The 25,969-nt window shown below is 41.7% G+C and carries 14 protein-coding genes; all 14 read left to right on the top strand.

The window, feature by feature from the left end; all coding sequences use genetic code 11:
- Window positions 1–98: 98 nt before the first annotated feature.
- The 14 genes from B3P16_RS22510 (at window position 99) to B3P16_RS22445 (ending at window position 24,888) form a co-directional block, all read left to right on the top strand.
- Window positions 99–572 (top strand): LIC11966 family surface protein, encoded by a 474-nt coding sequence (locus tag B3P16_RS22510; protein WP_286770419.1) that lies wholly within the window; start codon window positions 99–101, stop codon window positions 570–572.
- A 293-nt stretch (window positions 573–865) separates the two neighbouring features.
- Entirely contained in the window at window positions 866–1,600 is a 735-nt protein-coding gene (locus tag B3P16_RS22505; RefSeq protein ID WP_156167628.1) for a hypothetical protein, read from the top strand.
- A gap of 38 nt (window positions 1,601–1,638) precedes the next feature.
- On the top strand, window positions 1,639–3,216 hold the full coding sequence (lepB, locus tag B3P16_RS22500; protein ID WP_286844432.1) for a signal peptidase I: 1,578 nt from the start codon (window positions 1,639–1,641) through the stop codon (window positions 3,214–3,216).
- Window positions 3,217–3,564: 348 nt separating this feature from the next.
- On the top strand, window positions 3,565–6,642 hold the full coding sequence (locus B3P16_RS22495; RefSeq protein WP_286754015.1) for a SusC/RagA family TonB-linked outer membrane protein: 3,078 nt from the start codon (window positions 3,565–3,567) through the stop codon (window positions 6,640–6,642).
- A gap of 13 nt (window positions 6,643–6,655) precedes the next feature.
- Window positions 6,656–8,536: a RagB/SusD family nutrient uptake outer membrane protein gene (locus tag B3P16_RS22490; protein ID WP_286844430.1), complete on the top strand. Its 1,881-nt coding sequence runs from the start codon at window positions 6,656–6,658 to the stop codon at window positions 8,534–8,536.
- 202 nt (window positions 8,537–8,738) lie between these two features.
- Window positions 8,739–10,619 (top strand): 7TM diverse intracellular signaling domain-containing protein, encoded by a 1,881-nt coding sequence (locus tag B3P16_RS22485; RefSeq protein WP_286844428.1) that lies wholly within the window; start codon window positions 8,739–8,741, stop codon window positions 10,617–10,619.
- A 9-nt stretch (window positions 10,620–10,628) separates the two neighbouring features.
- The gene (locus tag B3P16_RS22480; protein WP_286844426.1) at window positions 10,629–13,358 is read left to right on the top strand and encodes a glycoside hydrolase family 2 TIM barrel-domain containing protein; all 2,730 of its coding nucleotides are present in this window, start codon (window positions 10,629–10,631) and stop codon (window positions 13,356–13,358) included.
- Window positions 13,359–13,370: 12 nt separating this feature from the next.
- Entirely contained in the window at window positions 13,371–15,587 is a 2,217-nt protein-coding gene (locus tag B3P16_RS22475) for a coagulation factor 5/8 type domain-containing protein (RefSeq protein ID WP_286844425.1), read from the top strand.
- Window positions 15,588–15,833: 246 nt separating this feature from the next.
- The gene (locus B3P16_RS22470) at window positions 15,834–19,007 is read left to right on the top strand and encodes a SusC/RagA family TonB-linked outer membrane protein (RefSeq protein WP_286844423.1); all 3,174 of its coding nucleotides are present in this window, start codon (window positions 15,834–15,836) and stop codon (window positions 19,005–19,007) included.
- A gap of 11 nt (window positions 19,008–19,018) precedes the next feature.
- Window positions 19,019–20,539 (top strand): RagB/SusD family nutrient uptake outer membrane protein, encoded by a 1,521-nt coding sequence (locus B3P16_RS22465; RefSeq protein ID WP_286844421.1) that lies wholly within the window; start codon window positions 19,019–19,021, stop codon window positions 20,537–20,539.
- 10 nt (window positions 20,540–20,549) lie between these two features.
- A complete protein-coding gene (locus B3P16_RS22460; RefSeq protein ID WP_286844420.1) occupies window positions 20,550–21,245 on the top strand; it encodes a hypothetical protein in 696 nt (231 codons plus the stop codon).
- Between the two features lie 16 nt (window positions 21,246–21,261).
- Entirely contained in the window at window positions 21,262–22,329 is a 1,068-nt protein-coding gene (locus B3P16_RS22455; protein ID WP_286844418.1) for a DUF5007 domain-containing protein, read from the top strand.
- A 122-nt stretch (window positions 22,330–22,451) separates the two neighbouring features.
- On the top strand, window positions 22,452–23,240 hold the full coding sequence (locus tag B3P16_RS22450) for a hypothetical protein (protein ID WP_286844416.1): 789 nt from the start codon (window positions 22,452–22,454) through the stop codon (window positions 23,238–23,240).
- A gap of 55 nt (window positions 23,241–23,295) precedes the next feature.
- On the top strand, window positions 23,296–24,888 hold the full coding sequence (locus B3P16_RS22445; protein ID WP_286844415.1) for a M60 family metallopeptidase: 1,593 nt from the start codon (window positions 23,296–23,298) through the stop codon (window positions 24,886–24,888).
- The last annotated feature ends 1,081 nt before the right edge of the window (window positions 24,889–25,969 follow it).

Raw genomic sequence — 25,969 nt, 5'->3', positions numbered from 1 at the left:
AAATCCCTGATTTCCGTGATGAAATCCCGATGATTTGAAGACTATCTTTGTGTAAATGAGCATTTAATGCTGAAATATAAAGAAAAAATAGATCAACAATGATTAAACAAATTATTACAGGCATGGTGACCGTAGCGGTATTGACTATGTCAAGTTGTAGTACGGGAGAAAAAGATCCTGCAGCATACAACAATTCGATCATTACTGTTATCAACAGTAGTGAAACACATGTGACGGAGATGAATGCCGCAATGAATGGTTCCGATTATACGAAAGCCGAACAGGTACGTGCTGATTGGGAGAAATCTCTGAATGATGATATCAAGAAAGTAGAAGATCTGGGAGATTTCAAAGGCGATGCGACATTCCAAAAAGCAGTGCTTGATGGCTTAAATGGGTATAAGAAAATCGTTACAGAGGATTATCCCAAATTGATTGAGCTCCGAAAAAATAAAACACCAGATGCTACCAAAGAGTCTGCATTGCTTGACAATATCAATAAAGCGTTTGAAAATATGAGCAATGGTGTCAATAAAGCATCTACAGCATTTGAAAGTAAATATAAAAGTTAAAATCATTGCATGCGCAGTTCGGTAAGCCACATCAGCAAAAATGATGTGGCTTTGTTTTTTGCCGTGCAGCTATTGTCGCTTGTGAAACACGGGGTCCTAAAATCTTTGGCGCAGTATTGTAGGACAGCACCTAGCAAAACAAAATGCTAACAAACGTTAAAACCCCTAAGGCTGAACTTGAATTTCATATTTTTATGTAGTTTTACGTGAAGCTTGGCGGAGAGTGCCAAGTATAAGTGAATACAGTCAAAAGAGTTTATGCGATCAAAAGCTATTGACAAAAACAGATTTCAATGAAAGCCATATCAATTTTAACTGCTGTGATTTTGTCTTCCTGCGCCAGTATACTAATGACAGCCAGCGCCCAGGAAGCCACAAAAAAATTGGATTACGTAGTGCTTATGAACGCTGATACCCTTTATGGAAAAATCTCCTCCATCAAGGATCACAAGCTCAAATTTGAAAATCAACAGAAAGAGAAACTAACTTTTACCCCAGATCAGGTATTTCGTGCTTACTGGGAATCAAAAAGAAAAGTCTATGCACCCTCTTATGTCGAAAATGGCTTGGAACCTGTTCAGGGAACTTCTCCACAAGTATTTCAAATAGGTCGATATTATACAGAGGAGCCAACTTTTGCTGAAGTGCTGGTTGATGGAGAAATAATGGTTTATTATGTGTCTAATTTGAATCTCGGTGGTGGCGGCGGAATGATGTTTGGTACAGGCGGTGGTGGTACGATGTTATCCATTGGAGTCAGTAAGTCTAAATATGCCTATGCATTAAAAAAGTCAACCGGTGAGGTGATTGAAATAAATAGCAATACGAATGGACTTTTTAGCAACAGCAAAAAGAAGCGGACAATTGCTTTGGGGCGTTTGATCAATGACGAACCGGAGCTATTTGCTGAGTTTGAAAATGAAAAGAAATACGATTATGATCTTTTTATAAAGTACGTTATGCGCTACAATGAGCTTCAACTTTCAAAAACCTCATCCGAGGAGAGAAAGAAACTTATTATTTATTGATATTTTTTTAATTACTGATTCTGCAATTAAACGAATTTATGATACTTACAATCTTTATTGTACTGACTATAGTTGCCGCTTACGGCTTTTGGTTGCTATTTGAAAAAGCAGGACGCAAAGGCTGGGAGGGAGTTGTGCCCGTCTATAGTCAGTGGATCCAATCACGTATCCTAGGCAAGAAGACCTGGCAGCTGATCCTTTTACTGGTTCCGATCGTTAATATTTTTGTATTTTATAATCTCTACCTCGATTTTATTCATTGTTTTGGTAAAAGAAGATTTTGGGAAAACTGCGCCGCAGTACTGGTCCCTTTCATCGTTCTGCCACTTTGGGGCAAAGATAAAAATGTGCAATTTCTAAATGGGCTATACACCAAAAATCTGAAAGCAGCGCATGCCGAAGGTCGCGGGGCGACAAAGGAAGCTGAGTTGGAGATCGCACATCAATCTTATATGGATTATAAGAAGAAATATCCCTATAAAAAATCAATGGTGCGTGAATGGGCCGACGCGATTGTGTTTGCAACTGTCGCTGCAACGCTAATTCGTGGATTTCTATTGGAAGCATTTATGATTCCATCGGGTTCTATGCAGCAGTCTCTACTCATTGGCGATTATCTTTTTGTGAGTAAACTAAATTACGGTCCCCGCATCCCCAATACACCAATAGCCTTTCCTTTTGCACATCATACGATGCCATTAATAGGAGGGAAAGCCTTTTCTGAACTCATTAAAATTCCTTACAAACGATTGCCCGGATTTCAAGAGATCAAGCGGAATGATGTAATCGTTTTTAATGCACCTGCCGGTGATACGGTTGCTGTGGAAAATCAGGACTCGCCCTATTATGATTTGGTGCGTAGTATGGGACGTGAAGCCGTACACCAACAATTTACGATTCAGACCCGCCCAGTAGACAAACGTGAACATTTGATTAAGCGATGTGTGGGAATGCCGGGAGATAAAATCGGTATGAAAGAAGGGGTACTGTTTGTAAACGACAAACCAGGTTTTGTCGCCCCGGAAAGTCAGATGGATTATACCGTGATCACCGATGAGACTGGTCTGGACGAACAGCGCTTGAAAGATATGGGAATAGAAGTCTCTCTCATTCAGCCCGGCGCTTATCTCATCTTTTTAACCCAAGAACAGGCGGCAATGGTGAAATCCTGGTCCAATGTCAAATCCATGCAAATGAACTTGGAAAAACCGGGAGTTGCCCAAGCAAACACCTTTCCAAACGATCCGCAATACAAATGGAACTACGATAATTTTGGCCCCTTTGTCATTCCTAAGAAAGGAATGACTATTCCATTAAACGCACAGGCCTTTCCACTATACGAACGAGCTATCCGTGTGTATGAAAAGAACCAATTGGAAAAGAAATCGGATGGGTTTTATATCAATGGAAACCGAACAGATTCCTACACCTTTAAAATGGATTATTATTGGATGATGGGCGACAATAGGCACAATTCGCTCGATGCGCGGGATTGGGGGTTTGTTCCGGAAGATCATATTGTCGGAAAAGCATTATTTACCTGGATGAGCTGGAATGCAGATGGTAATGGACTTTCCAAAATACGTTGGAATAGAATTTTTAAAGGTATCCATTAGGGTAACAGCAGCCTAAAAAGAAAAAAGGGGAAATGNNCATTTCCCCTTTTTTCTTTTTCATTAGCCCCATTGCTCCGTGTGGATCGCTGTACAGCAGAAAAAATCTGCAAAAAAAATCTTGCTGATTAACCGTATTAAAACCTCCAGTCATTACGGCAGATAGACTTTGTCATTCAATCAGTTACTTGTTGAAGTACTTGAGATTTAAGTGTATTACATATTTTTGTAACTATCTAATTTATAGATTGTTATGGTTTATTTTAATTGTTTTTTTGATTCAATCGAATTAATTTAGCTCCCATAAATAACCCAATTAACAATTATTTGAACGCTAAATTCCCATAAATTATGGCCAAAAAATTAACGCTCTTGATTTCAAGTGTAATTGCATGCACTTATATGGCAAATGCACAAAATCGGACAGTCAGCGGTACAGTGGTAGATAGGCAGGGGAAGCCAATTCCACAGGTATCCATTAAACTAAAAAATCGTTCCGGGGGAACTACAACAGATGATCAGGGGCGGTTTTCTCTACCCGTTTATCCCAAATCAGTCATTGTGCTTTCAAGCGTAGGTTTTCTAAACAAAGAACAGGATGTTGACGGACAGACATCCTTAAATATAACGCTTGAGCCCGGCAATACCGAGTTGACCGAAGTGGTGGTGATCGGCTATGGAACAGCCTCCCGAAAGGATGTCACTGGATCTATCGCAAGTGTAAAGGCCGAGCAATTGGAAAACGAGAATCCACAGAGTGTTTCGGATCTACTGAAAGGCAACATTGCTGGTTTGAGTGTTTCACAAAATACTTCTGCGAAAGGAGGCGGAGATCTGTTGGTACGGGGTAAGACGACATTAAGTGCATCAACCTCACCTTTGATCGTGTTGGACGGAATCATCTACAATGGACAGCTTGCTGATATTAATCCCAACGATATACAGACCATAGACGTGTTGAAGGATGCCAGTTCATTGGCCGTCTACGGAGCGAAAGCTGCTACGGGTGTTGTTGCCATTACGACCAAGAAAGGAACGAGCGATAAACCTCTGCTAACAGCTAATACCAATTGGGGATTAGCAACACTTGCACAGAACCAGCGCGTGTATAAGGGACCTGATTTCCTACAATGGCGGGCGGATGTAGGCCGCGCTGGAGGAACCAAACCTGCCTATTTTTATGACGATCCACGAAACCTCCCCGCTGATGTAACTTTTGAGCAATGGCTTTCGGGGGGGAATAAAGATTTAGACCCTGTCGATATCTGGTTAGATAGACTTGGTCTTGTCGCGAATGAAAAAGCCAATTACATGGCCGGTAAGACGATTGATTGGTACGATGAGATCTTCAGAACCGGGATCCGTCAGGATCATACCGTCAGTATGAGCGGAAGAAAAGAAGATGTCAATTACTACATGTCAGTCGGCTATAATAAAAATCAAAATCTGATTGAAGGAGGTGAGTTCAGTACATTTCGCGCCCGCTTGAATCTCGAGGGAAAAGTGACGAACTTCTTACGCATGGGTGCTAATGTACAATATGCTGACCGCGATGAGGGGGCAATTGAAGCCGATTGGGCCCAGTTGACAAATTTATCCCCCTATGGTGATAAATATAACGCCGATGGTACATTGAGAAGAATACCGACAGACGATAGTGGATTGAATGCGCGTAACCCCTTCTTGAATATGACGTACAATGAACGGATGAACAAGCAGAATACCCTTTTTGCAAGTCTTTTTGCTAAGGTTAATCTGCCTTTTGGCATTAGCTATCAGTTTAATTTTAGCCCTGGAGTCGATATGTATCGTACGTTTAACCATAACTCCTCCGCCAATCCCAATGTGACCATTGTGGGTGGTTCGGCAAGCCGCGATCAGGAAACACGCTACAACTGGCAGATCGATAACCTGTTGAAATGGAACCGAAAGTTTGCTGAAGTCCATAACGTAGACGTGACACTTTTGGCCAATTCCGAGAAATACCAGACCTGGTGGACGCAGGCGGCTAATCAGGGATTTGTGCCTGGAGACTACCTTGGCTACCATAATCTTGCCAGTGGAAATCTGCCGACTGTCAATAGTGAAGACAAGGTATATACCGGCGATGCACTGATGGCCCGCGTTAATTATAGCCTTATGGATCGCTATAATTTAACATTATCGGTGCGTCGCGACGGATACTCGGTATTTGGGGTGAACAGTAAAAGAGCGACCTTCCCAGCGGTGGCTGGAGCATGGACCTTCACGGAGGAGTCCTTCATGAAAAATATTTCATGGCTCAACTACGGTAAATTGCGTCTCTCCTATGGTATCAACGGGAATAGAGATCTACGTAATCCAGATAATGGAACTGTAGATCCCTATGCTGCATTATCGCAACTGACGGTCAATAAATATCAGACAGTGGATGCCAACGGTACTCCTGCCGAGGTCAATACCGTAGTGATCGGTTCACGAATGGGCAATGAAAACCTCAAATGGGAACAAACAACTTCACTCAATGCAGGCTTGGATTTCTCGATCTTAAAAGATCGGATCAGTGGATCGGTCGATGTATATAGCAAAAAGACAAATGATCTTTTGGTCAAACAGACGCTTTCCAGTGTGTCTGGCTACCAATTTGTTTATTCCAACTTGGCCGAAGTGAAAAATAAAGGACTCGAACTCAGTTTGACCAGTCGAAATATTGTCGATGGGAACGTCAAATGGAATTCTAATTTTATTCTTTCCTTAAATCGCAATAAGATTTCTCGCCTGGCAACAGCCAATGATGATCCGGGGAATGGCTGGTTTATTGGGCAAGATATTGATGTGATATGGGATTACAAAGTCTTAGGGGTATGGCAGGAAAATGAGGTTGAGGAGGCGAAAAAGTATACGAAGGCGAGCATTCGCCCGGGAGATTTCAAGCTCGAGGATGTCAACGGTGATTATGTGTACAATGACGATGATAAACAATTTATCGGTTATCGCTCGCCCCGCTTTACATGGTCGCTTCGCAATGAGTTCAATATCTTCAAAAATATAGACTTCTCCTTTCAGCTGATTTCCAATTGGGGGCAGAAAAAACAATTCAACCAGGCAAAGAACAACCCCGGAAGTGTTGGTTTTATGCGTTCCACATCTTACATTCAACCCTATTGGACACCGGAAAATCCGACAAATGACTATGCACGTTTGGGTAGCGGTGCCAACGGAACCAGCTTTAATGTTTATTGGAAAAACAGTTTTATTCGGTTGAATAATGTGTCCCTCGCTTACTCTTTGCCAAAAGCGCTTTCCGAACGCATGAAAGTAAGAAATCTTAAAGTATATGTCAATGTAAACAATGCGGCGGTATATGCGCCAGTTTGGAACTATTGGGATCCGCAGAATGATGGACCTACACCACGCTATTATACACTAGGCTTGAATGTATCCCTTTAATCAAATCAAGAACATGAAGAAAATAACTATAAAAGTAGCGGCCGTTGTCGCATCAATATCATTGTTGGCGACAAATGGATGTAAAAAGAGTTTTCTCGACTCCGATCAGCTATCACAATATTCTCCAGATAACCTAAACAACGTCGATGCCCTTAAAGGAGTCTTGAATGCTTTGGGAAAAGCAGCGCGGGGCGAATTCTTTGGTGACGCTGCTCCCATGTTGTCTGAATCTATATTTTCAGATGTCGCTGTGGAAGGAACGACTGATAAGGCTACACCGGCGCAGAATTTGGTCTCTTTGATTACTCCCGATGCCAATCTCAATAGTGATGACTTTAATAAAATAGGTTGGTATTGGACAAACTTTTTCGCTGCGGTCCGTTCGGCAAATACCATTATTAGCAACATCGACCGCCCAACCTACAGCTCGGACGCTCAAAAAAATGAAATCCTGGGAGCAGCCTATTTTTATCGCGCTTATTTTTATTACAGATTAGTGCACGAATTTGGCGATGTGCCCCTGCAGCTGAAAGATCTTTCGGCACCGAAATACGATTTCTATTCGACCAAAAGAGAGGTCATTCTGAAAAAGATGAAAGAGGATTTGGAATTTGCGCAACTATGGGTGAAAGATGGCGGCAATAAGGGGGATGTGACCAATGGTGCAGTAAACCATCTGTTAGCAAAAATAGATCTGGCATTAGGTGACTTCGATGGTGCTATAGTTGCGAGCAGTAGAGTGATTGATGGGGGTAAATATGCTTTAATGAAGAGCCGTTTCGGCAGTACCGCTGCAGACCTGACAAAAAATGTCGTTTGGGATCTGCATCGCATGGATAATAAAGCGATACCAGCCAATAAAGAAGCGCTATTTTTGGTAATCGACCGTCAGACATTGCAGGGGCGTACGGACCTGGGGTCTCAGTTGATGCGGAATACTGTTCCGGCTTGGCATTTTGCAAATTTGAAAATCCCACAGGGAGGTCTCCAGGCGATTGTCGACGCCGTGAATGCAGAGATCCCACTGACACGAATGTACGGCCGTGGTATTGGCCGCTACCGGGGTACGTACTACAGCACCAAAGAAATATGGACAGATAATACAGATTACCGGCATGCAAAGGGGATGTGGATGGATATGACCGATCTGGTGTATAACAATCCAGCCATCAAGGCCTCGAAAGATCCTGCAATTAGTAGCCTTTATGGGAAACCCATCCAACAGTTTACGAGCCAAAATATCGATAAGGTATTTACCAACGGTTCGTTGGATACCATTCGGCACTGGTTTGGCTGGCCGCATTACAAGGTCTTTATCAATTCGACCAATCCATATGCCGAAGATCCAAATTGGAATCCACCGCGCGGAACAAACACGGACTGGTATGTATTCAGGTTGGCAGAAACGTATTTATTACGCGCAGAAGCTTACATCTGGAAAGGTCAACAGGCGCAGGCTATGGCAGATATCAATGCCGTTCGTGGGCGCGCAAATGCTGAACTCTTACAAAATGCAGCAAAAGTGAATATTGGTACCGTACTGGATGAACGGGCAAGAGAGTTATTTTGGGAGGAAGCGCGTAAAACCGAGCTGACACGTATCGCCTATATTTTTGCGCAGGCCGGTATTCCAGCTTATAATGGCAAAACATATAGCATGGCCAATTTCTCGCAAAAAAATTTCTTTTACGACCGTATTATTGAAAAAAATTCCTTTTATCGCAACAAGGTTCCCACGGTGCAGGGTGTACATTATGAAATTGCGCCATACCATGTGCTATGGCCTGTGCCCGCATCCGCGCAACGGTTTAATACCAACGGGATGATCAATCAAAACCAAGGCTATGCGGGAGCAGAGAACAATGTGCCGCCGCTCGATAAGATTGTTGATTAAGAGTGATGGTCGGCTTGTAAATGAGCACTAGATGCTTTCTGATAATTTTGTTATTTTGATCTTCTAAAACCGGATAGGATGCGTTTCCGAATACGAATGCCTATCCGGTTATAAATAACCAAAGAAAGAGGCGAGACGAGCTATGTATACTGTAAGAAGAATGAAAATACGGGGATTTGCGCTATTGATATTGTTTTTTCAAATGGCATTGCTATTTGGCCAAAACCCTATTACGCTGTTGCCCGGTACAGCCGAACATATTTTTAAAACCGCAGAAGTATACTACCTTGAAGATAGCAGCAACGCCCTGTCGTTTGCAGCAATACGATCACCGGAACAGGCGCAACAATTTAAACCTAATGAGCGATACTATCCCAAAAATTTCAATCGATCCTCAACCTATTGGTTTAGGGTGCGAATGTCTTTTGATCAACATATAACCCGCGACCGGGTTATTGAATTATTCGATCAAACTGCCGATATCGTGGAGGCATTTATTCCTAATGGAACTGGCGGTTTTGTCCATTATCAGGCCGGCGCTTCGATCGATTTCGAGAATAGGCAATTTATGCACAAGAATTTTGAATTTCTAATTCCTGCATTGCCAAAAGGTACTTACGAGGCTTATTTTAAGGTGCGATCGCGACAGATGGTCAACGTAATTTTGGTCTATCGTACACTAGATCGTTTTGTTCAATATACGCTGACTGAATATTTTACGTTCGGCCTGTTCTATGGGATGATCATTCTGTTTAGTTTCAATAATTTACTCATGTATTTTGCTGTTAGAGGACGCCAATATCTATATTATGTCCTCTATATATTATGCGTAGGGTTATATGAGATGTCTTCGGACGGTATCGCTTTTCAGTACCTATGGCCCGAAAATCCTTGGTTCAATCATTACGCAACAGCAGTTTTTGTCTGCTGTGTCAGTGTGTTTGCCTTGTTATTTACGAAATCCCTGCTTCATGTAAAGCAAAAAGAACCCAAATTAAATCGTTTGTTGGATCTGGTCATTATGTTGAGAATAGCATTCTTTCTCTACTGTTTAGGTTTTAATCAGAACTGGTTTATCTACAAATTTGTTGAGGTCGTTCCCTTGTCAGTTGCCTTTTTTTCTGGGATATGGCTTTGGAAGAAAAACTATCGTCCAGCCCGGTATTTCGTGCTCGCTTATACGTTTCTTTTCCTGGGCTTTGTGTTGAAAGTAGTCTATGTATTGGGCTATGCGCGTTTTATACCCAGTTCGATCGGGCATTATAGCATCACATTTGGTTTTGTGTTGGAGATGACTTTTCTCTCATTCGCGATTCATGATAAAGTTCGGCTCCTGAAAAGCAAGAAAGAACGGGCACAAAAGAGAGTTATTGAACAGATGCAGATCAACGAGAAACTCCAGGAGAAGCACAACAGGGACCTCGAACGGAAAGTGCAGGAGCGCACGCTGGAGGTGATGCAGAAATCAAAAGAACTGCTTGAGAAATCCGAAATTATTAATGATCAGAATCGCGAACTGAAAGAGATGAATAGCCTATTATGGGCTCAGTCGGAAGAAATTGGCCGCATGAACCAGTTGTTGACCAAGGATAATAAAAACTTGCAGACCAATATTGAGCGGATTACCGATGACCGGGTGCTTTCCAAGGAAATGAATTTTGAAGAATTTGGGGCAAAATATCCGGATAAGGAGACCTGTTATAAGGTTTTGTCCGATTTGAAATGGAAAAAAGAATATCGTTGTATAAAGTGTGGGTACGATAACTATTGTGCCGGGAAAACACCCTATAGCCGAAGATGCACCAAGTGTACCTATGAAGAATCTGTGTTGAACAATACGATTTTTGAAAACGTCCGTATTCCAATTAATAAAGCTTTTTATCTGGTTTATCTCGTCCATTTCCATCAGGGTGACATCTCTTCCTATAAGCTTTCGCAGAAATTGGGTATTCGGCAGAGTACCTGCTGGAATTATGCCAGCAAGGTAAAAGATATCTTGACAACAAGTGGTAAAAGACATAAAAAAAATGAAAAATCAGGTTGGACGAGATTGGTGCTGCAGGCACTGGATCGACCAACATAAATGCTATACATGAATATTTTATTTAAACAACTTATCAACCTATGCGCTATAGGCTGTCTATTTTTATCGTGGAACGTACATGCGCAAACCGTATTGGAGGGAAGAGTTTCAGTTGATTTCTCGTCAAACTGGAAATTCAGGAAATACGCTGATTCCGTGGGCCGGATAGCGAAGCAAAAGCAACAAACCGTGAACCTTCCACACAGCTGGAATATTGCTGATGTCATGGACGATACACCAGGCTACTATCGCGGTGCCACGCAATACCAAAATACCTTACGTTGGAAAACGAGCTGGCAAAATAAACGAATTGTACTTCATGTGGGGGCAGCCAATCAGGAAGCACTTATATTGGTCAATGGAAAGGAAGTAAAAGCCCATCGTGGGGGCTATACGGCTTTCAATGCAGATATTACAGATTATTTGTACCGAAAGGAAAATGCACGGAATACCATCGCCATTCAAGTCAACAACCGCTTCAACCAAGATATTGCGCCATTAAGTGGCGATTTTACATTTTTTGGTGGTATTTACCGAAAGGTGTCTTTGCTCCTGTTGGGTCAGATCCATTTTGCTGATCCGGAGTACGGAAGTAGTGGTTTGCGCGTAAATGCAAAGATTGACTCACGAGAAAATGCAACGATTAATCTTGATGCAGCTATTCAGAATGCTTCAGCATCTCAGCAAGCGGTTTTGATTGAAACTACGCTTGTTGATGCCGATGGGGTGACGATAAAAAAAGTACGGCAGAAAGAAACGCTGAAACCCCATTCACACAGCAATTTCCAACTGAACATGGTTCAAATTGAGCAGCCAAGATTGTGGTCGCCAGAGCTGCCGTACTTGTATCGTTTGATAACGCGGATTTATGATTCCAAGGGCCGGCAGCTGGACCGTCTGGATAATTCCGTGGGCTTCCGCTGGTTTTCATTCGATCCCGAAAAAGGCTTTTTTTTAAACGGGAAACCACTGAAACTAATCGGTGCAAGTCGGCATCAGGATTTTAAAGGGATGGGCAATGCTGTTCCCGATAGCCTGCAAGTACAGGATCTTGTGAAGTTAAAAGCAATGGGCGGAAACTTCTTGCGAGTAGCACATTATCCGCAGGATCCTGCCGTGCTGAAAGCCTGTGACAGTTTGGGACTGTTGGCATCGGTAGAAATTCCACTTGTGAATGAGATTTCAGAAAGTCCTGCTTTTGCCGATCACAGCTTTCAGATGCAGAAAGAGATGATCAGGCAATATTTTAACCATCCAAGCATCATTATCTGGGGCTATATGAATGAAATCTTTCTTCGGCCTCATTTTCCGAAAGATAAAGACCGTCAGGAAAAATATTTTAAATCGGTGGTATCATTGGCGCAGCAATTGGAAACACTCACCCGTAACGAAGATTCAACCCGCTATACCATGATTGCCAACCATGGCAATTTTGAGCTCTATCATCGGACAGGACTGACCAAAATCCCGATGCTTGTGGGCTGGAACCTGTATCCGGGCTGGTACGGAGGTAAAATTGCTGATTTTGGGAGACAGCTAGAACATATTCATCAGCAGTTGCCCGACAAGCCGCTCCTGGTTACCGAATATGGCGCGGATGCGGATTATCGCATACATGCCGATAAACCGATACGTTTTGACAAAAGTGTGGAGTATGCAGTCCGGTATCACCAGGGCTATCTCAACGAATTAATCAAGAAACCCTTTGTCGCTGGTGGAGTGGCCTGGAATCTATCCGATTTTAATTCCGAAACCCGCGAAGAAAGTATGCCGCATATCAATACCAAAGGTCTGTTGACTTGGGATAGGAAAGAAAAAAACACCTATTTCCTTTATCAGGCTTATCTAAGACCCGAACCTTTTATTAAGATAGGTGTCACGCACGGGAAAAAATGGGGCGTGCGGACTGATGCTGACTCTGCCTTGCTAGGCTCCGGATGGCTGCAGCTACCCATATTCAGTAATGCTGATTCCGTGGAGCTCCTGCTGGATGCTGTGTCGTTGGGCGCAAGAAAGCCTGTGGATCGGATGGTCATATGGCCTGTAAGTCTAAGCCGTGGATCACATACCGTGAAAGCACGGGCTTTCCATAACGGAAAATTAAGCGGTATGGATGAATCCATGTTGGATTGTGAGGTATTACCCTATGATCTGAAGAGGGATAAAGAATGGCAGGAACTCCGCATCAATGTTGGTGACAATCGGGAATACACTGACTCGTTAGGAAACCGGTGGTTCCCGGATCAGCCTTATGAAAGAGGAAGCTGGGGGTATGTTAAAGGCGAAAAGTATCGTCTGAAAAATACAGGGCGGGAAAACCTGGGGACCGATGTAAATATTAGAGGTACAGGAGATGATCCGCTCTTCCAAACACAATTGCAGGGACTGGAATCTTACCGATTTGATCTGCCTAATGGCGATTACGAGATCGAATTGTTCTTTGCCGAATTGGACGGTCCGAATGATAAGGAGAATCTCTTGTATGATCTCGAGCAACGGGAGAAGAAACAGGATCAAAAGGGGATAGATCGCGTTTTTGACATCCGTATTGGCGACCGTGCTCTTGCTACCGATGTCAATGTCCGGCGTGAAGTCGGGGTATTTAGGGTACTTCGTCGAAAATTTCCACTGAAAGTGAACGGCGAAGGCAACTTGGCGATTTCTTTTATTCGTAAGAAAGGTGAGCCGATGCTAAATGCGATCCGATTAAAAAAGATAAACCAGTCAGTCAACCCATAAAAAATGAAACTTATGCAGCCATTTAGAAACTATATTAAGCCTGTTGTAGCGGTGTTGATGATACAGCCTGCTCTTGCAAAAACAAGCGCTAATCTAAGTAAAGCAACCTATGCCGGGGAGCATAGAACTACAGCAACTGCCGTCGTGGCACATGAGCCTGATCCACGTGAACTCGCGGAAAGTCCACATAGCCTAGGTGAAATAGCTGCGGCGAAAGGCAGGTCGCAAGCCGCTGCTGTGAAAGATAAATCCCAAGCAGGCAGTCCAGAAGTCTTCATCCAAAAAGGACGAATAGGCCTTAACTTCAGTAAACGGCTGATCGATAAAAAGATGAAAGGGCCCTTTCTGATCCGGCGGAGCCTGGGCAGGCTGGGCGATTATCAAACTATTGCCAAAGTCACGCAGACCAAATTTATGGATCAAGTGCTTGAAGGTAGTCCATACGACTACTATTATGAAATCCAGACGGTAAAAGGAGAGTTTGTTGCACGATTGAGTTTGGAACTCCAGCTTTTTGGTGAAAATACGTTGATTTATAGTCCAACAGATCATCAGGAGCTTGTCGGCAGAGAAGTCAATCAGCTCCATGAGCAGATGTTCGGACAGGAATTCAGTCCCAATCGTTATGCCATACTTTTCAAGTCGGGGGACTACAAGTCGGCAGGACTATTTAAGATTCCTTTTTATGTGCAGATTGCTGGATTGGGCAAAGTGCCTTATGATGTTGCGGTTTCAAATATACATACGCCGCCTCATCTTGCCGATGGGAATGGGACATGTACATTCTGGCGTGCTGCCGAAAATCTTTCTGTTATTGGTCCCGAGAGCTACGAGGAAGAGCAAACATTTAAATGGGCGGTTTCCCAAGCTGCCCCACTACGTCGTATTTATTCCACACGAGTGGTGCGCAATCAATGGGCAAATGGATGGGTTAGTGGAGGTTATACTGCGGACTGCTATTTTGAAGCGGCAGCAGGTTCCAAAAATCAGCAGCAGTGGTATACACGAAACTCATTTCTAAACAAAGGAAGAGGGAAGTTTGAGGAAATTAAATACAACTATTGCTTTCAGGGAGTCGATTTTGGGCCTTCTGTCGATAAAAATAGCTATCAAAATAATTGGGCAGCAGGCGGGAATGTGACAGTGATTTCAACAACACCTATAATTCGCGAGAAGCCTTTTTTATTTTTTGATGAGGATGGGCGTTATAAGGTTTTTCGCCCGGCATTACAACATAATCATAAAGGTGTATCCTATACGCGGAACAATATGGGGGCGGGAGATATTATTGATGTGGAGAAGGATTTTTATGTTGTTAAGCCCGGCGATTCAGCAGCGGAAATGAACCGACAATTGCGGCGCGGCAAGCATTTGCTGATTACGCCGGGGATGTATGAGTTATCCGAACCTCTTCATGTCAGCAAGGCCAATACCATCATACTTGGACTTGGGTTGGCTACCTTGATACCTGGTTCAGCAAATCAGCATACGGCAATTGATGTTGATGATGTCGCGGGTGTTACTGTTGCTTCATTGATGTTTGATGCACATTATAGCTCCCATAGTTTGATCCAGGTGGGTCAGAAAAAGAGCGGGATAAGACATGACAGTAACCCAACCTTGCTGGCTGATCTATTTCTGCGTATTGGCGGATTTCGAGCCGACAAAGTTCATGTCGATCAATCGGTTATTATCAATAGTAATGATGTGATCGGTGATCACTTTTGGATATGGCGTGCCGATCATGGGGTGAAGGGCAGTGTTGGCTGGGATATCAATACGACACGCAATGGTTTGGTGGTCAATGGAGACTATATGACCATGTATGCCTTGTTCAATGAACATTTTCAGGAATATCAAACCTATTGGACCGGTAATTATGGCCGTGCTTATTTCTTTCAATGTGAAAGCCCCTATGATGCGCCGAATCAGGCGGCCTATCGAAGTGAGGCGGGGACACGCGACGGCTTTGCAGCTTATAAAGTTGCCGATGAAGTGGTGCAGCATGAGGCTTATGCATTTGGAATATATGATGTGCTGGTCAATCCGATACGCATCGAAAGTTCGGTGGAAGTTCCGGTAAAACCCGGTGTAAGGCTCAAACATATCTGCAACAACAGCTTATCCAATGGTCCCAATCGTGGCTACGGCTATGTTATCAATCAAGTTGGAAAAAGTACGTACAATACTTTTCGGGATAACCGGACGTATGTGGTGGAGTTTCCTTGATGAGCAATTGATTTAAGAAATTACCGCATAGGTGGACGAAATACAAAACTTTTCGTGAAAAAAGTTTTGACGTTACAAAAAAATTAAGATTTTTTAACATTTTGAAAATAGCGAAATCGATTGCGTAATAAAACGCAATCGATTGTGTTTTCAAAAGCTCCATTTTTAGCAAAATCGAGGTTTTGATATATTGATAAATTGGGAGATTTTAGTGTCGAAAAGAACACTATAAACCAAACCCAATTTATGGAAATGGACATCTACACCAAAAGGAAGTGGACGAGAATAATCCCGCTTCTATTTAGCCTAATGCTGTTCCAGTTATTCGCTTTTGCACAAACGAAAATAACGGGAAAAGTACTAAACAATAATCGACCTCTGCCTGGGGCAACGGTTTTTATTAAAAATAACGCAAAATCTGTCACCTCGACCAATGGTACGGGAACATTTGAAATTCAAGCCAAATCAGATGATATTCTGGTTGTCAAAAGCGTTGGATTTGAGACGCAGGAGATCGCTTTGGGGGGGAGACAAAATGTCTCGGTGAATCTAGTTGAATCAAGCAACGAACTTGGAGAGGCGATTGTGACAGGATATACAACAATCAATCGTAAAAAAAGTACAGGTTCGATTGCGAGTGTGACTAGCAAAGATATTGAAAATCTTCCTGCTGCAAGTATTGACGTCTTGCTGCAAGGAAAGTTACCGGGAGTAAACGTTCAGAACTTCACCGGACAACCTGGAATGAAGACCTCTTTGGTTATCCGCGGAAATACCAATATTCCCCGCTCCAATAATGATTTTGACGCCGACAATTTGACGAGTAACCCACTGTATGTCATTGATGGAATTCCTACATCAGAAGATGAAATCAAAAGTTTTAATGTTACTGGAACCAACTTTCTTGCAAGTCTAAACCCCAATGATATCGAGTCTGTTGACGTTTTGAAGGATGCATCCGCAGCAGCGCTATATGGAGCGAGAGCAAACAACGGTGTTATTTTGATCAAGACTAAGCGTGGTCAGCTGGGACGTCCAAAATTTAGCCTAAATACCTATCAAGGATATGTGACTAAACCGGCAACAGTTGCTACACTGATCGGTGCGGCAGAAAGAAGAAAGAAACTGGAATTGATTTATAAGTTTGCGAATGATGCTCAACTTCAAACGATACCTCAGCTATTGACAGATAGTTTGAATCCGGCATTTAATAATAACAATGATTATCAGGACTTATTTTATCAATCTGGATACGTACAGAACTATGACCTTTCTGTTTCTGGGGCTACCGAGAATTTAAACTATAGGGTCAGTGGCGGGATGTATAATGAAAAAGGAATTGTAAAAAGTACTGGTCTAAAGCGCTATTCTTTTACAAGTAACTTGATTTTTAATATCACCAAACAATTGGAATTTCTGACTAACTTCAAGGCTTCGACCAACAGACGGATGGACGGTAAAGGGAGTACGGAGTTCTTGAAGACCAACAGATACCGCAGTGTTTTTGCTATTAATCCAGTGGATATGCCAACATCATTACTGGGTATGAGTCAGGACGATATCAATAGTATTGTGAATCCCTATGACTATCAGCGCAACGACAATATCAATGTGGATCTAAGTGGAGTCGGTGAATTAAGATATACGTTCTTAAAAGATTTCCGTTTGAGCACGCGTAGTATTATTAACTATTCTACGGCAAAAAATGATTTTGCTTCACCATCTATTTTGAACTCTGATGGTTTAGCCTACGCAAAATCCACTTATACCCAGTACAGAAAATATTTGTTGACCAACTCTTTATTATGGACAAAGTCCTTAAATGATGTACATAACTTTACGGCGACGGCAGTTCAAGAATATGAGACACGTAAAAATGAGGGCTTGTATTTGCTAGGAAAGGATATCCCAAATGACAATATTCAAGTAATTAAAGGCGTAAGTTCTCAAAATCTGAATGGATATTCTGATCAATCGACCTATGCAAAGTTGTCATTCCTCGGAGCGTTTCATTACGATTATAAAAGTAGATATTTATTGGATGCCGTATGGAGAGCGGATGCTTCTTCAAGATTCGGTAAGAATAACAAATGGGGATACTTCCCATCTGTAGGTGCTGGATGGATTGTCTCGGAAGAACCCTTTATGGAATCCAAAGAATGGGTAGATGAATTGAAATTGCGTGCTAGCTGGGGACGTACTGGCGATGAAAGTAGCATCGGTGATAATGACCGCTATAATGCATTTGTTGCTGGAGATGGATCTTATCCTGGTAACTCTGGAAATACTTATGGCGGCAGCACAGCAGTTATTCCAAACTATTCGGGTATAACCAATGATAACATCACCTGGCAGAAATCTGATACTTGGAATGCTGGATTTGATGCATATCTATTAAAAGGCAGACTTACGGTAAATTTTGATACCTATGTAAGAACAACAACAGGACAGATGTTGCAAATCTGGATACCAGAGTATTCAGGCTACTTGCAAACGTTTACGAATGCTGCCGGGGTTAGAAACTCAGGGGTAGAGATCAATATCCAGGGAAAAGTATTTGAAAAAAGTAAAGAGTTTCAGTGGATTCCACAATTGAATTTATCATTTAACAAAAATGTCGTTACAGCATTGCCTAACGGTAACCGAGATTTGTATTATAGTCAAGGGGTGTATGTTGTTGGTAAACCTTTGAATATGTTTTATGGCTATCTTGTGAACGGTGCCATCAGCTCATCCAACGACATTATTGTAAACCCATATACTGGAGCGGTAGGTGCTACAAAGTGGGGGACATTGAAACCAGGTTACCCAAATTGGGTAGATGTGAATGGTGATTACAAAATTTCAGATGCCATTGGTGAAAATGATATGACCTTTTTCGGCGATCCCAACCCTAAAGTGACTGGCGGTTTTACTAATAACTTTACTTACAAGGGCTTTTCTTTACAAGTCTTGACAACGTTTACCTTCGGTAGAGATATTATCAACAGTACTTTTGCGCGCCGTATGTCTAATGGATTCTTCTATGGAAACCCTAAGGATCTATCTAAAGCATCGATCGGAGATTTAGACAAGTATGATTTTTGGCAACAAGAAGGCGATATGGCTAGATACCCTGCGGCAAATCCATATATGGGATTGTATGCTTGGAGAGCCGGTCAATCGATGTTTATGGAGCCAGGATGGTACGTGCGCATCAAAAATATCAACTTAGCATATCGTTTCAATAAAGGTCAAAATCCTTGGATGAATCGTTTAGGAATTAATTCACTCAGATTATATGGTACAGTGGATAATGTTCACATGTTCCAAAAATTCTCAGGTGTTGATGCCGAAATGGTTGATGCGAGAGGCTTTGATTATGGTGACGGTTATCCATTGCCATCGAAGTATACTTTAGGTGTTCAATTCGAATTTTAATAGCTAGCAATATGAAGATTTTAAAAATAACATATAAAAAGATAGGAGTAGTCGCGACTCTTTTCTCCGCTATGATTCTAGGATCATGTAACAAGCAATTGGAGAACAATTTAATTAATGATACCTATGCGGATACTTTTTGGAAGAATGAAAAAGATTTTACGGGTGCAACCCTGGGAATGTACAGTTTATTCCGAAAGGCCATGGTTACAAACCAAGCTTTTTTCGCTTGGGGAGATACGCCTGTTGGAATTTTGACAACCAGCGAGGGTACATTGCATTCGGATATCTATACGAGTGGTAGCTTTAAATTGCCCTATCGGGAAGGGGGAGGACTTAACTGGACAAACTGGTACCGTGTGATAAATGAAGCTAATTTGATTATCAAGAGGATTCCGGACATTTCGGAAGATAAATTTTCCCCTGGAACCAAAAACTACCTTCTTGGTGAAGCTTACTTTATGCGTGCACTTTCCTATTTCTATATGACACGGGTTTGGGGAGATCTTCCTTTACAAACTGAGCCGACAGAAACAGCTGATCAGGCGGTATTGATTGGCCGGACTTCAACCGATGATATTCTCAAATTTATTGTTAGTGATGCGCAGAAAGCTTCAAGTTTATTGACTTGGGAAGGGGTTGACGGACTAGGTCGTCGTCGGGCAAATAAAGCTGCTGCTTTGGCCTTGTTAACACATGCGACTGCCTGGCAAAATGACTACGCGAAAACTGTAACATATGCGGATTCCATCATCAATCGTCCAGATCTTTTTACATTGCAAGCAAAAGAAAATGTACGTAATGTTTTTAAAGAAGCGAGTGCAAAAGAAAACATATTCGTCTTTACAAATAAAGATGCAGAAAATGAATCCGCTTCCTACCAAGGTTTGGATGTTTTTACTCAGGCTGTAGGCTTTATTACGGTAAGTAATAGTATTTACGTAAATATGCCAATGGCAGTCCCAGTCTATTATGTGACGAATACAAAGTTAGAGGAAATGTATGGTAAGGAGGAAGATGGTGACACCAGAAGAACGGACTTCTTCAGAAATATTACCAATTCGGAAACTAATTCGCTGATGAAGTATTCTGATATTGTCTACAAAAATGCGGCGACCAATTCAGATCCTAGGATCGAAAGCAATTTGGTGATTTTTAGATTGGCCGATATGGTTTTGTTAAAAGCGGAGGCTTTAAATGCGCTGGGAAAGGATAATGAAGCGTTGATAGCGGTAAATTCGATTAGAAGCAGAGCAGGAGCCAAAACCATGATTAGCAGTAGCGGAGCAAATCTTAAGCGAGATATACTGAAAGAAAGACAACGTGAATTGATTGGCGAAGGTCATTGTTATTTTGATATTGTTCGAAATGCCTGGAAAACGAAAAATAATAATCTTTTCGTGCAGTTGGCTTCCTGGAGTATGGATGCTACACGTATGGAACAAAAAGGTTATCTATTCCCAATCGAGAATAGCATTTTGAACTCGAACCGATTAATCTCTCAGAATCCTTATTGGATGGGCAAATATTAAGTGAATCAACATGAAAAATACATTTATATATTTAAGTATTATTGCTTTGGTAACAATTTTTAGTTGTAAAAAAGAAGCGGTAATAGATGGTGGCGTCAGTGATCCACATGTCAATATGACAACCTATGATTTCTTGAAATCACATCCACAGCACTTATTCGATACTACCTTGATGATTATCGATAAAGCTGGATTAAAAGATAAAGTCAACAGCGCGGGAACCTTTTTTGTCCCTACAAATTATTCCATTCGTAATTTCCTGTTAGCGAAACAGAATGAATGGCGTAAAAAAGATGAACGACTTAACTTTAATCTGGATTCATTGTTTAAATATTATCCACAAAAAATGCTCCAGGATTCGATGAGTGTCTATCTTTTCTCTGATCGCATCGTTCGGGATAATTTAACTGAATCGGGAACTATATTCCAGACACAAGAACCAACTACAAAACTCTTGGTGACATTGGAAAAATCAACTAGTGGAGATTATTTGGAGGATGGTATCATTTCTCAAGGGCCTAAATTGCTCTATTTAACCAAGATCTACGGTGAGCGTGATGTCATGAAAAATGGCTCATTATCTGATCCTTCAGGAAAAGCAAATCTGAATGACACCAAATTGCTCTGTCAGACATCAGGTATTATTTCAACGACAGGCATAGTACACGTGTTGAATAACCAGCATATTTGGGCATTTAGAAGATAAATTAATTGGTATTAATATGAAAAATAGATATAAGATATTTGCATACATCGGCGTATTGGCATCCTTAATGTATGTAGGTTGTAAGAAAATTGAGGTTGGCTATTTGAGCGATAATATCCGTTATGGATCAAATCCGATTGCTGTAGATCAGGGAACCTTTTATATAGCAACTGGAATTATCCCAGATGCTTCAACGCCACCGTTTACTGTCACTCTATTGGATGTCCGTAATAAGGCGACAGGAAAAAGGGAGGAAACTTTTTTTAAGGAATATGATGTTACTGTTTGGAAAGAGAAATACGATCCGAAAACAGATACAACACTTGAACTGATTAATAGTAAACGAGGTATAGAGAAGAAATTGCCATTTACTGTTCTAGAAAAAAGTGGTCAATTTATGTTCACTCAAGCGACTGATAATGTCCCAACTGGAGAGTATGAGGTTGATTTACGTGTTCAAAATCCAAAAGGTACAAAAGATTATAAGAATATAACAACGATCAAGTTGTCTGCTGTAAAAGAATATACCTATGAAAATGTTCCTTACTTTATCGCGGTTGAGGCAAATAGCGAAACAGGTATCCGTTTCCCTTATGATGATCAATGGATTGATCAGACCAAAGGGCAGAGCACTAGTTTGACCTTAAATATTAAACGTGTAGCAGACGGTCCAAATCAAATTGTATTGAAGGTTTACGACAAAAATGGAGCATTATTTCCGGGTAGTGCTTTGGACAGAAGGCCATCTGGCAATGATTTCCTTAAAACTTTAGCGACTTTCGCTTATAAAACAACAGTTACAGACACAGCTGTAGTCTATGATTATGCGCAAGTGAGATTTCCGGATGTATATTGGGATAGTCAGTCAAATGGGATTAACTGCTATTACAGAATCCAATCGAAATGGATTCAATCAATAGACTATGCGGATACTAAAAACTGGAACCCGCCGACAGATATGAAGTATTTGACTTATGATAAACCTGTAAAACTTAACATAAGGTTTAATACGAAGATTTATAAGGCCGGAAAGTATATTTATGAGCTTCATCTGAAAGCGACGAAAAATCCAACGGCGAAGTAGGAAGCATTGCGTTTAGATTATAGCTGACTATATTGAGAGGGAGAGTGTGAATTAATACTCTCCCTTTTTTGCTAACAGAAAATTATAACCCTTTTATATTTTTTAATTAAACTTAAATTTTTATGAAAAATTTTAATTTCCTTATCCTATTGTGTGTTTTGATCGGTATCAATTCAGGTTGTTCAAAGCCTGATGTTAACGATGTTGTAAAAAATGTAGATTCTCCAAATCGAGTTTTAAAGGCTAATCAGCTCACACAGCCGACAGTTACTTTGCAGGCATCAAGTACAGGAACAGCTATTACTGCAAATGTGAGCTTAAGCAACTTTGACCCAAACTATGTAGTTACTGAGGTGAGTGTTAGTTGTAACGGCACAGATGGAACTGTTATGAATAGTGTTTTGGGGACAGGAGGAGGAAATGTGATATTTTATGGAATTAAGGGATTTAGCTATACGGTTGTCGCTACTGTTTCCTATTTATCCAAGACTGGATCCGCAATGTCTCCAATTACAAAAACATCGATACTGAATATTTCTCAGCCCGGAGGTAGCGCATCATGCACTTATCCTCCAACATTGGCTTATCCCAGTTTTCCTTCGGTCATTGATAGGAATGGGAGCTATTTGTTTATGGAAGATGGCGAATTATTTGTTTTATATCCAACTGATAATAGAATTAATGTGAACATAGTAGTATTATATAGAGAAAGAGGATCTAATCAAGAGTGGCGCCAAACGGATCCAATAAATTCAATAGGAGCTTATTTTCCTGGAATCGGACAACTTACTCTTGTACGAATTGTCGGATTAAAGCCTACAACCGAATATGAACTTAAATCCGCAATTCAATGTAATGACAAACTTGTTTTTACACCTGAGTTATTCTTTGCATCAACGCTAGCGATGTAAATTTTGTCTTAATTTTTAAGCTGTTTTACTGATTTTTTATATAATACCTTAATTAATGATGAAAAGAAAATTTCTTGCTGTTGGACTCGGTCTTATGCTATGCGCCAATCTAAAAGCTCAAACCGCTCAGGATTTTAAACAAACCTATGCTGATCTTGCTGTATTCGAAGATCCTTTGGCGTTAAAACTAAAAAAGGGGATTAAGAAAAAACAGCTCAATCAGATTGCTGATACAACACTACGCCGGGTCGCGCAGTCCATACTTGATGGCAACTATAATAAGGAGTATAAATATGCAACCTATTATGCCTTGTTGAATCCGACAACTTTAGGGCATCAATTAAGTATTGGGGACGGTTATAGTAAATATGAAAATATGACCGGTGTGTATCTTCCCAAAGGGAAACATATTGTTATCGTGGACGGCATTGCAGCTGGTAAAGAGGTAAACCTTGTTGTGCCCAATTGGTTGCGAAAAGCTCCCAATCCGCAGGAACCTACAAAAGACCCGAAAGGGTGGGGACTGGAAAAACAGGAATTCAGATTGCAGAATGGTGTCAATATTATCCAGCTCGAGGACTACGGAAGTTTAGCCTATATCGATTATTTCTCAGAGGAACCTGAAAAGGAAAACCCGATTACAGTTCATTTTCCGACAGGGCAGGTAAATGGTTACTTTGATCTTAAAAAACAGGGAAATAAGGAGTGGGATAGTCTGATCGATCATGCTGTATTTCCAATTATGGACGCAAAAGGTGAGCATATTCAGACGGCTTATCCAATAGAGGCATTGAAGCAGTATGCTTATGGAAAAGGCGTCGAGCTAATTCGTAATTACGATTCACTGGTGTATAGACAACATCGCTTAATGGGATTGGAGAAGTATAATAAAGTACCGAAGAATCGTATTCTCGCGCGGGTGAACTATAATTATTACATGTTTCGTGATGGTGATGGGGTTGCCTATATGGGCGATAAAGTTGGTTACGCGATGAAGATGGTGGTAACGCCGGAATCGGTGATTAAAGGAGATCCTTGCTGGGGTTTCAGTCATGAGGTGGGCCACGTACACCAGACACGTCCAATGTTTAATTGGGGTGGTTTGGGTGAGGTGAGCAACAACCTGTTCTCCTTATATGTAACACGTTCATTTGGTAATAAAACTCGGGTTTCAGAACAGAACAATTTTGAGAAAGCGAAGACCAATATTATTGAAAAACGAATTTCTTATTTGTCCGATCCGGATGTATTCGATCGTTTGATTCCTTTTTGGCAGTTACAGCTCTATTTTGAGGGTGAGGGAAAACGCCCCGATTTTTATGCTGATCTATTTGAGGCTTTCCGTCAGCAGAATATGAGTAAACCAAGAAGACAGCGTTCAGATTGGAGTTCAGATCGCATGATGGGTGAGCGTAATCCTGCCGTCCATCAGCTGAATTTTGTTAAAACAGCCTGCGAAGTGGCCAAATTGGATTTGACGGATTTCTTTGATAAATACGGATTCTTTTTCGTTGGTACCTTGGAATACGACGATTATGGAAAGTATACCTATACCATGACGCAGGAAATGGTTGACGCCTGTCGTCTGGCAATTAAAAACATGAACCTACCCAAGCCTAAGGCTGATCTTACAGCATTAAGAGACTAGGATAGGTAAACTGGCGCAAATGAAGCTCCGAATCGCAGTGAATGATTCGGAGCTTCTGTGTTTAGTGAGTATAGCTTGTGGATCTCGTGATTGTCTTGACGTTTTAAAAACTGAATGAACTTCCTGTGAGAAATTCTTTCTATCCTCTTTTAAATTGAATAAGATGTTTTTAGCTGTGATTCAATTATACCTTGATACCTACCTTATGATAGGACATAAACTTTTAGGGGAGAGGCGAGTTCTAAGTGTGTATTTATGCGTTGCTGAGCCCTAGCATTCTTTTGTGCCTTTATAGCGTGTTTTTCCGAGTTGTTTTCGTGTTGCAGCGTCGCTGCGGAGTTTTTCGGCTGCGGTTCATTCCGCCATTGGCCCCTTTTCGGGGCATTCAGGGGATATGGTCGCGTTCGGAGCGTCATTTGCCCGTGTTGGCAGCTGGGTGAGTGCGGGCTTAGACTCGGACTCAACACGGACTCAACACGGTTGCAGGGCAAATCTGCCCCGAGCATGGTACAAAGCAGGTGGAGATGGGAGCCGAAGGTTCCCGCAAGCCCTGCGCAGCAGCCGGAGCCCTGTCCACGAGGCGGAACCCTAGTTTGCCCTAAATGAGCCATGCTTCCCCAGTAAATAAAGAAAAGTTGAGAGCTTCTTATTCCTTAGGTTAGCTTTTGTTTATATTTAGCTTAGTAATAAGTTAGGGTTTGCTTAGCTATAACCTATACTATACCTAAACTAAACCCTAAACTAAATAAACAAGCAGGAAAGTATGACTGCAAAAGAAGGTATTCCGGAGCCCTGTGTTCTGCCATCTTTCCGACCTACCGATATCCGCCTATCCCCTGTTATATCCTGCATTGCGGTGTCTTTCCGCTGCGATCTTTCCGACGGGACAATTTTCCGGCCCTACCGATATTCTTCCGTCCATCAGTTGCGCGCGGCATCTCGTTCCCGGTATTGGCTGCTTATGTTTGCCGCTGCAGGCAGTGCTGAAATCCCTCTGGAAACTCTTTTCGTCTCTTCCTTCGGATAGCTGCGTCCTAAAATGAAAAAGAATCTCGCACCCTTACAGGCAGTTAAGGGGAAA

The organism is Sphingobacterium sp. UBA7631 (assembly GCF_002483935.1).
GTDB lineage: Bacteria > Bacteroidota > Bacteroidia > Sphingobacteriales > Sphingobacteriaceae > Sphingobacterium > Sphingobacterium multivorum.
Note: the sequence above shows the minus strand (reverse complement) of the source record. Positions and strands in the feature narration are given on the sequence as shown.

Coding starts and splice junctions, on each gene's coding strand:
- B3P16_RS22510 (WP_286770419.1), top strand. CDS start 99: ATGATTAAACAAATTATTACAGGCATGGTGACCGTAGCGGTATTGACT.
- B3P16_RS22505 (WP_156167628.1), top strand. CDS start 866: ATGAAAGCCATATCAATTTTAACTGCTGTGATTTTGTCTTCCTGCGCC.
- lepB (WP_286844432.1), top strand. CDS start 1,639: ATGATACTTACAATCTTTATTGTACTGACTATAGTTGCCGCTTACGGC.
- B3P16_RS22495 (WP_286754015.1), top strand. CDS start 3,565: ATGGCCAAAAAATTAACGCTCTTGATTTCAAGTGTAATTGCATGCACT.
- B3P16_RS22490 (WP_286844430.1), top strand. CDS start 6,656: ATGAAGAAAATAACTATAAAAGTAGCGGCCGTTGTCGCATCAATATCA.
- B3P16_RS22485 (WP_286844428.1), top strand. CDS start 8,739: ATGGCATTGCTATTTGGCCAAAACCCTATTACGCTGTTGCCCGGTACA.
- B3P16_RS22480 (WP_286844426.1), top strand. CDS start 10,629: ATGAATATTTTATTTAAACAACTTATCAACCTATGCGCTATAGGCTGT.
- B3P16_RS22475 (WP_286844425.1), top strand. CDS start 13,371: ATGCAGCCATTTAGAAACTATATTAAGCCTGTTGTAGCGGTGTTGATG.
- B3P16_RS22470 (WP_286844423.1), top strand. CDS start 15,834: ATGGAAATGGACATCTACACCAAAAGGAAGTGGACGAGAATAATCCCG.
- B3P16_RS22465 (WP_286844421.1), top strand. CDS start 19,019: ATGAAGATTTTAAAAATAACATATAAAAAGATAGGAGTAGTCGCGACT.
- B3P16_RS22460 (WP_286844420.1), top strand. CDS start 20,550: ATGAAAAATACATTTATATATTTAAGTATTATTGCTTTGGTAACAATT.
- B3P16_RS22455 (WP_286844418.1), top strand. CDS start 21,262: ATGAAAAATAGATATAAGATATTTGCATACATCGGCGTATTGGCATCC.
- B3P16_RS22450 (WP_286844416.1), top strand. CDS start 22,452: ATGAAAAATTTTAATTTCCTTATCCTATTGTGTGTTTTGATCGGTATC.
- B3P16_RS22445 (WP_286844415.1), top strand. CDS start 23,296: ATGATGAAAAGAAAATTTCTTGCTGTTGGACTCGGTCTTATGCTATGC.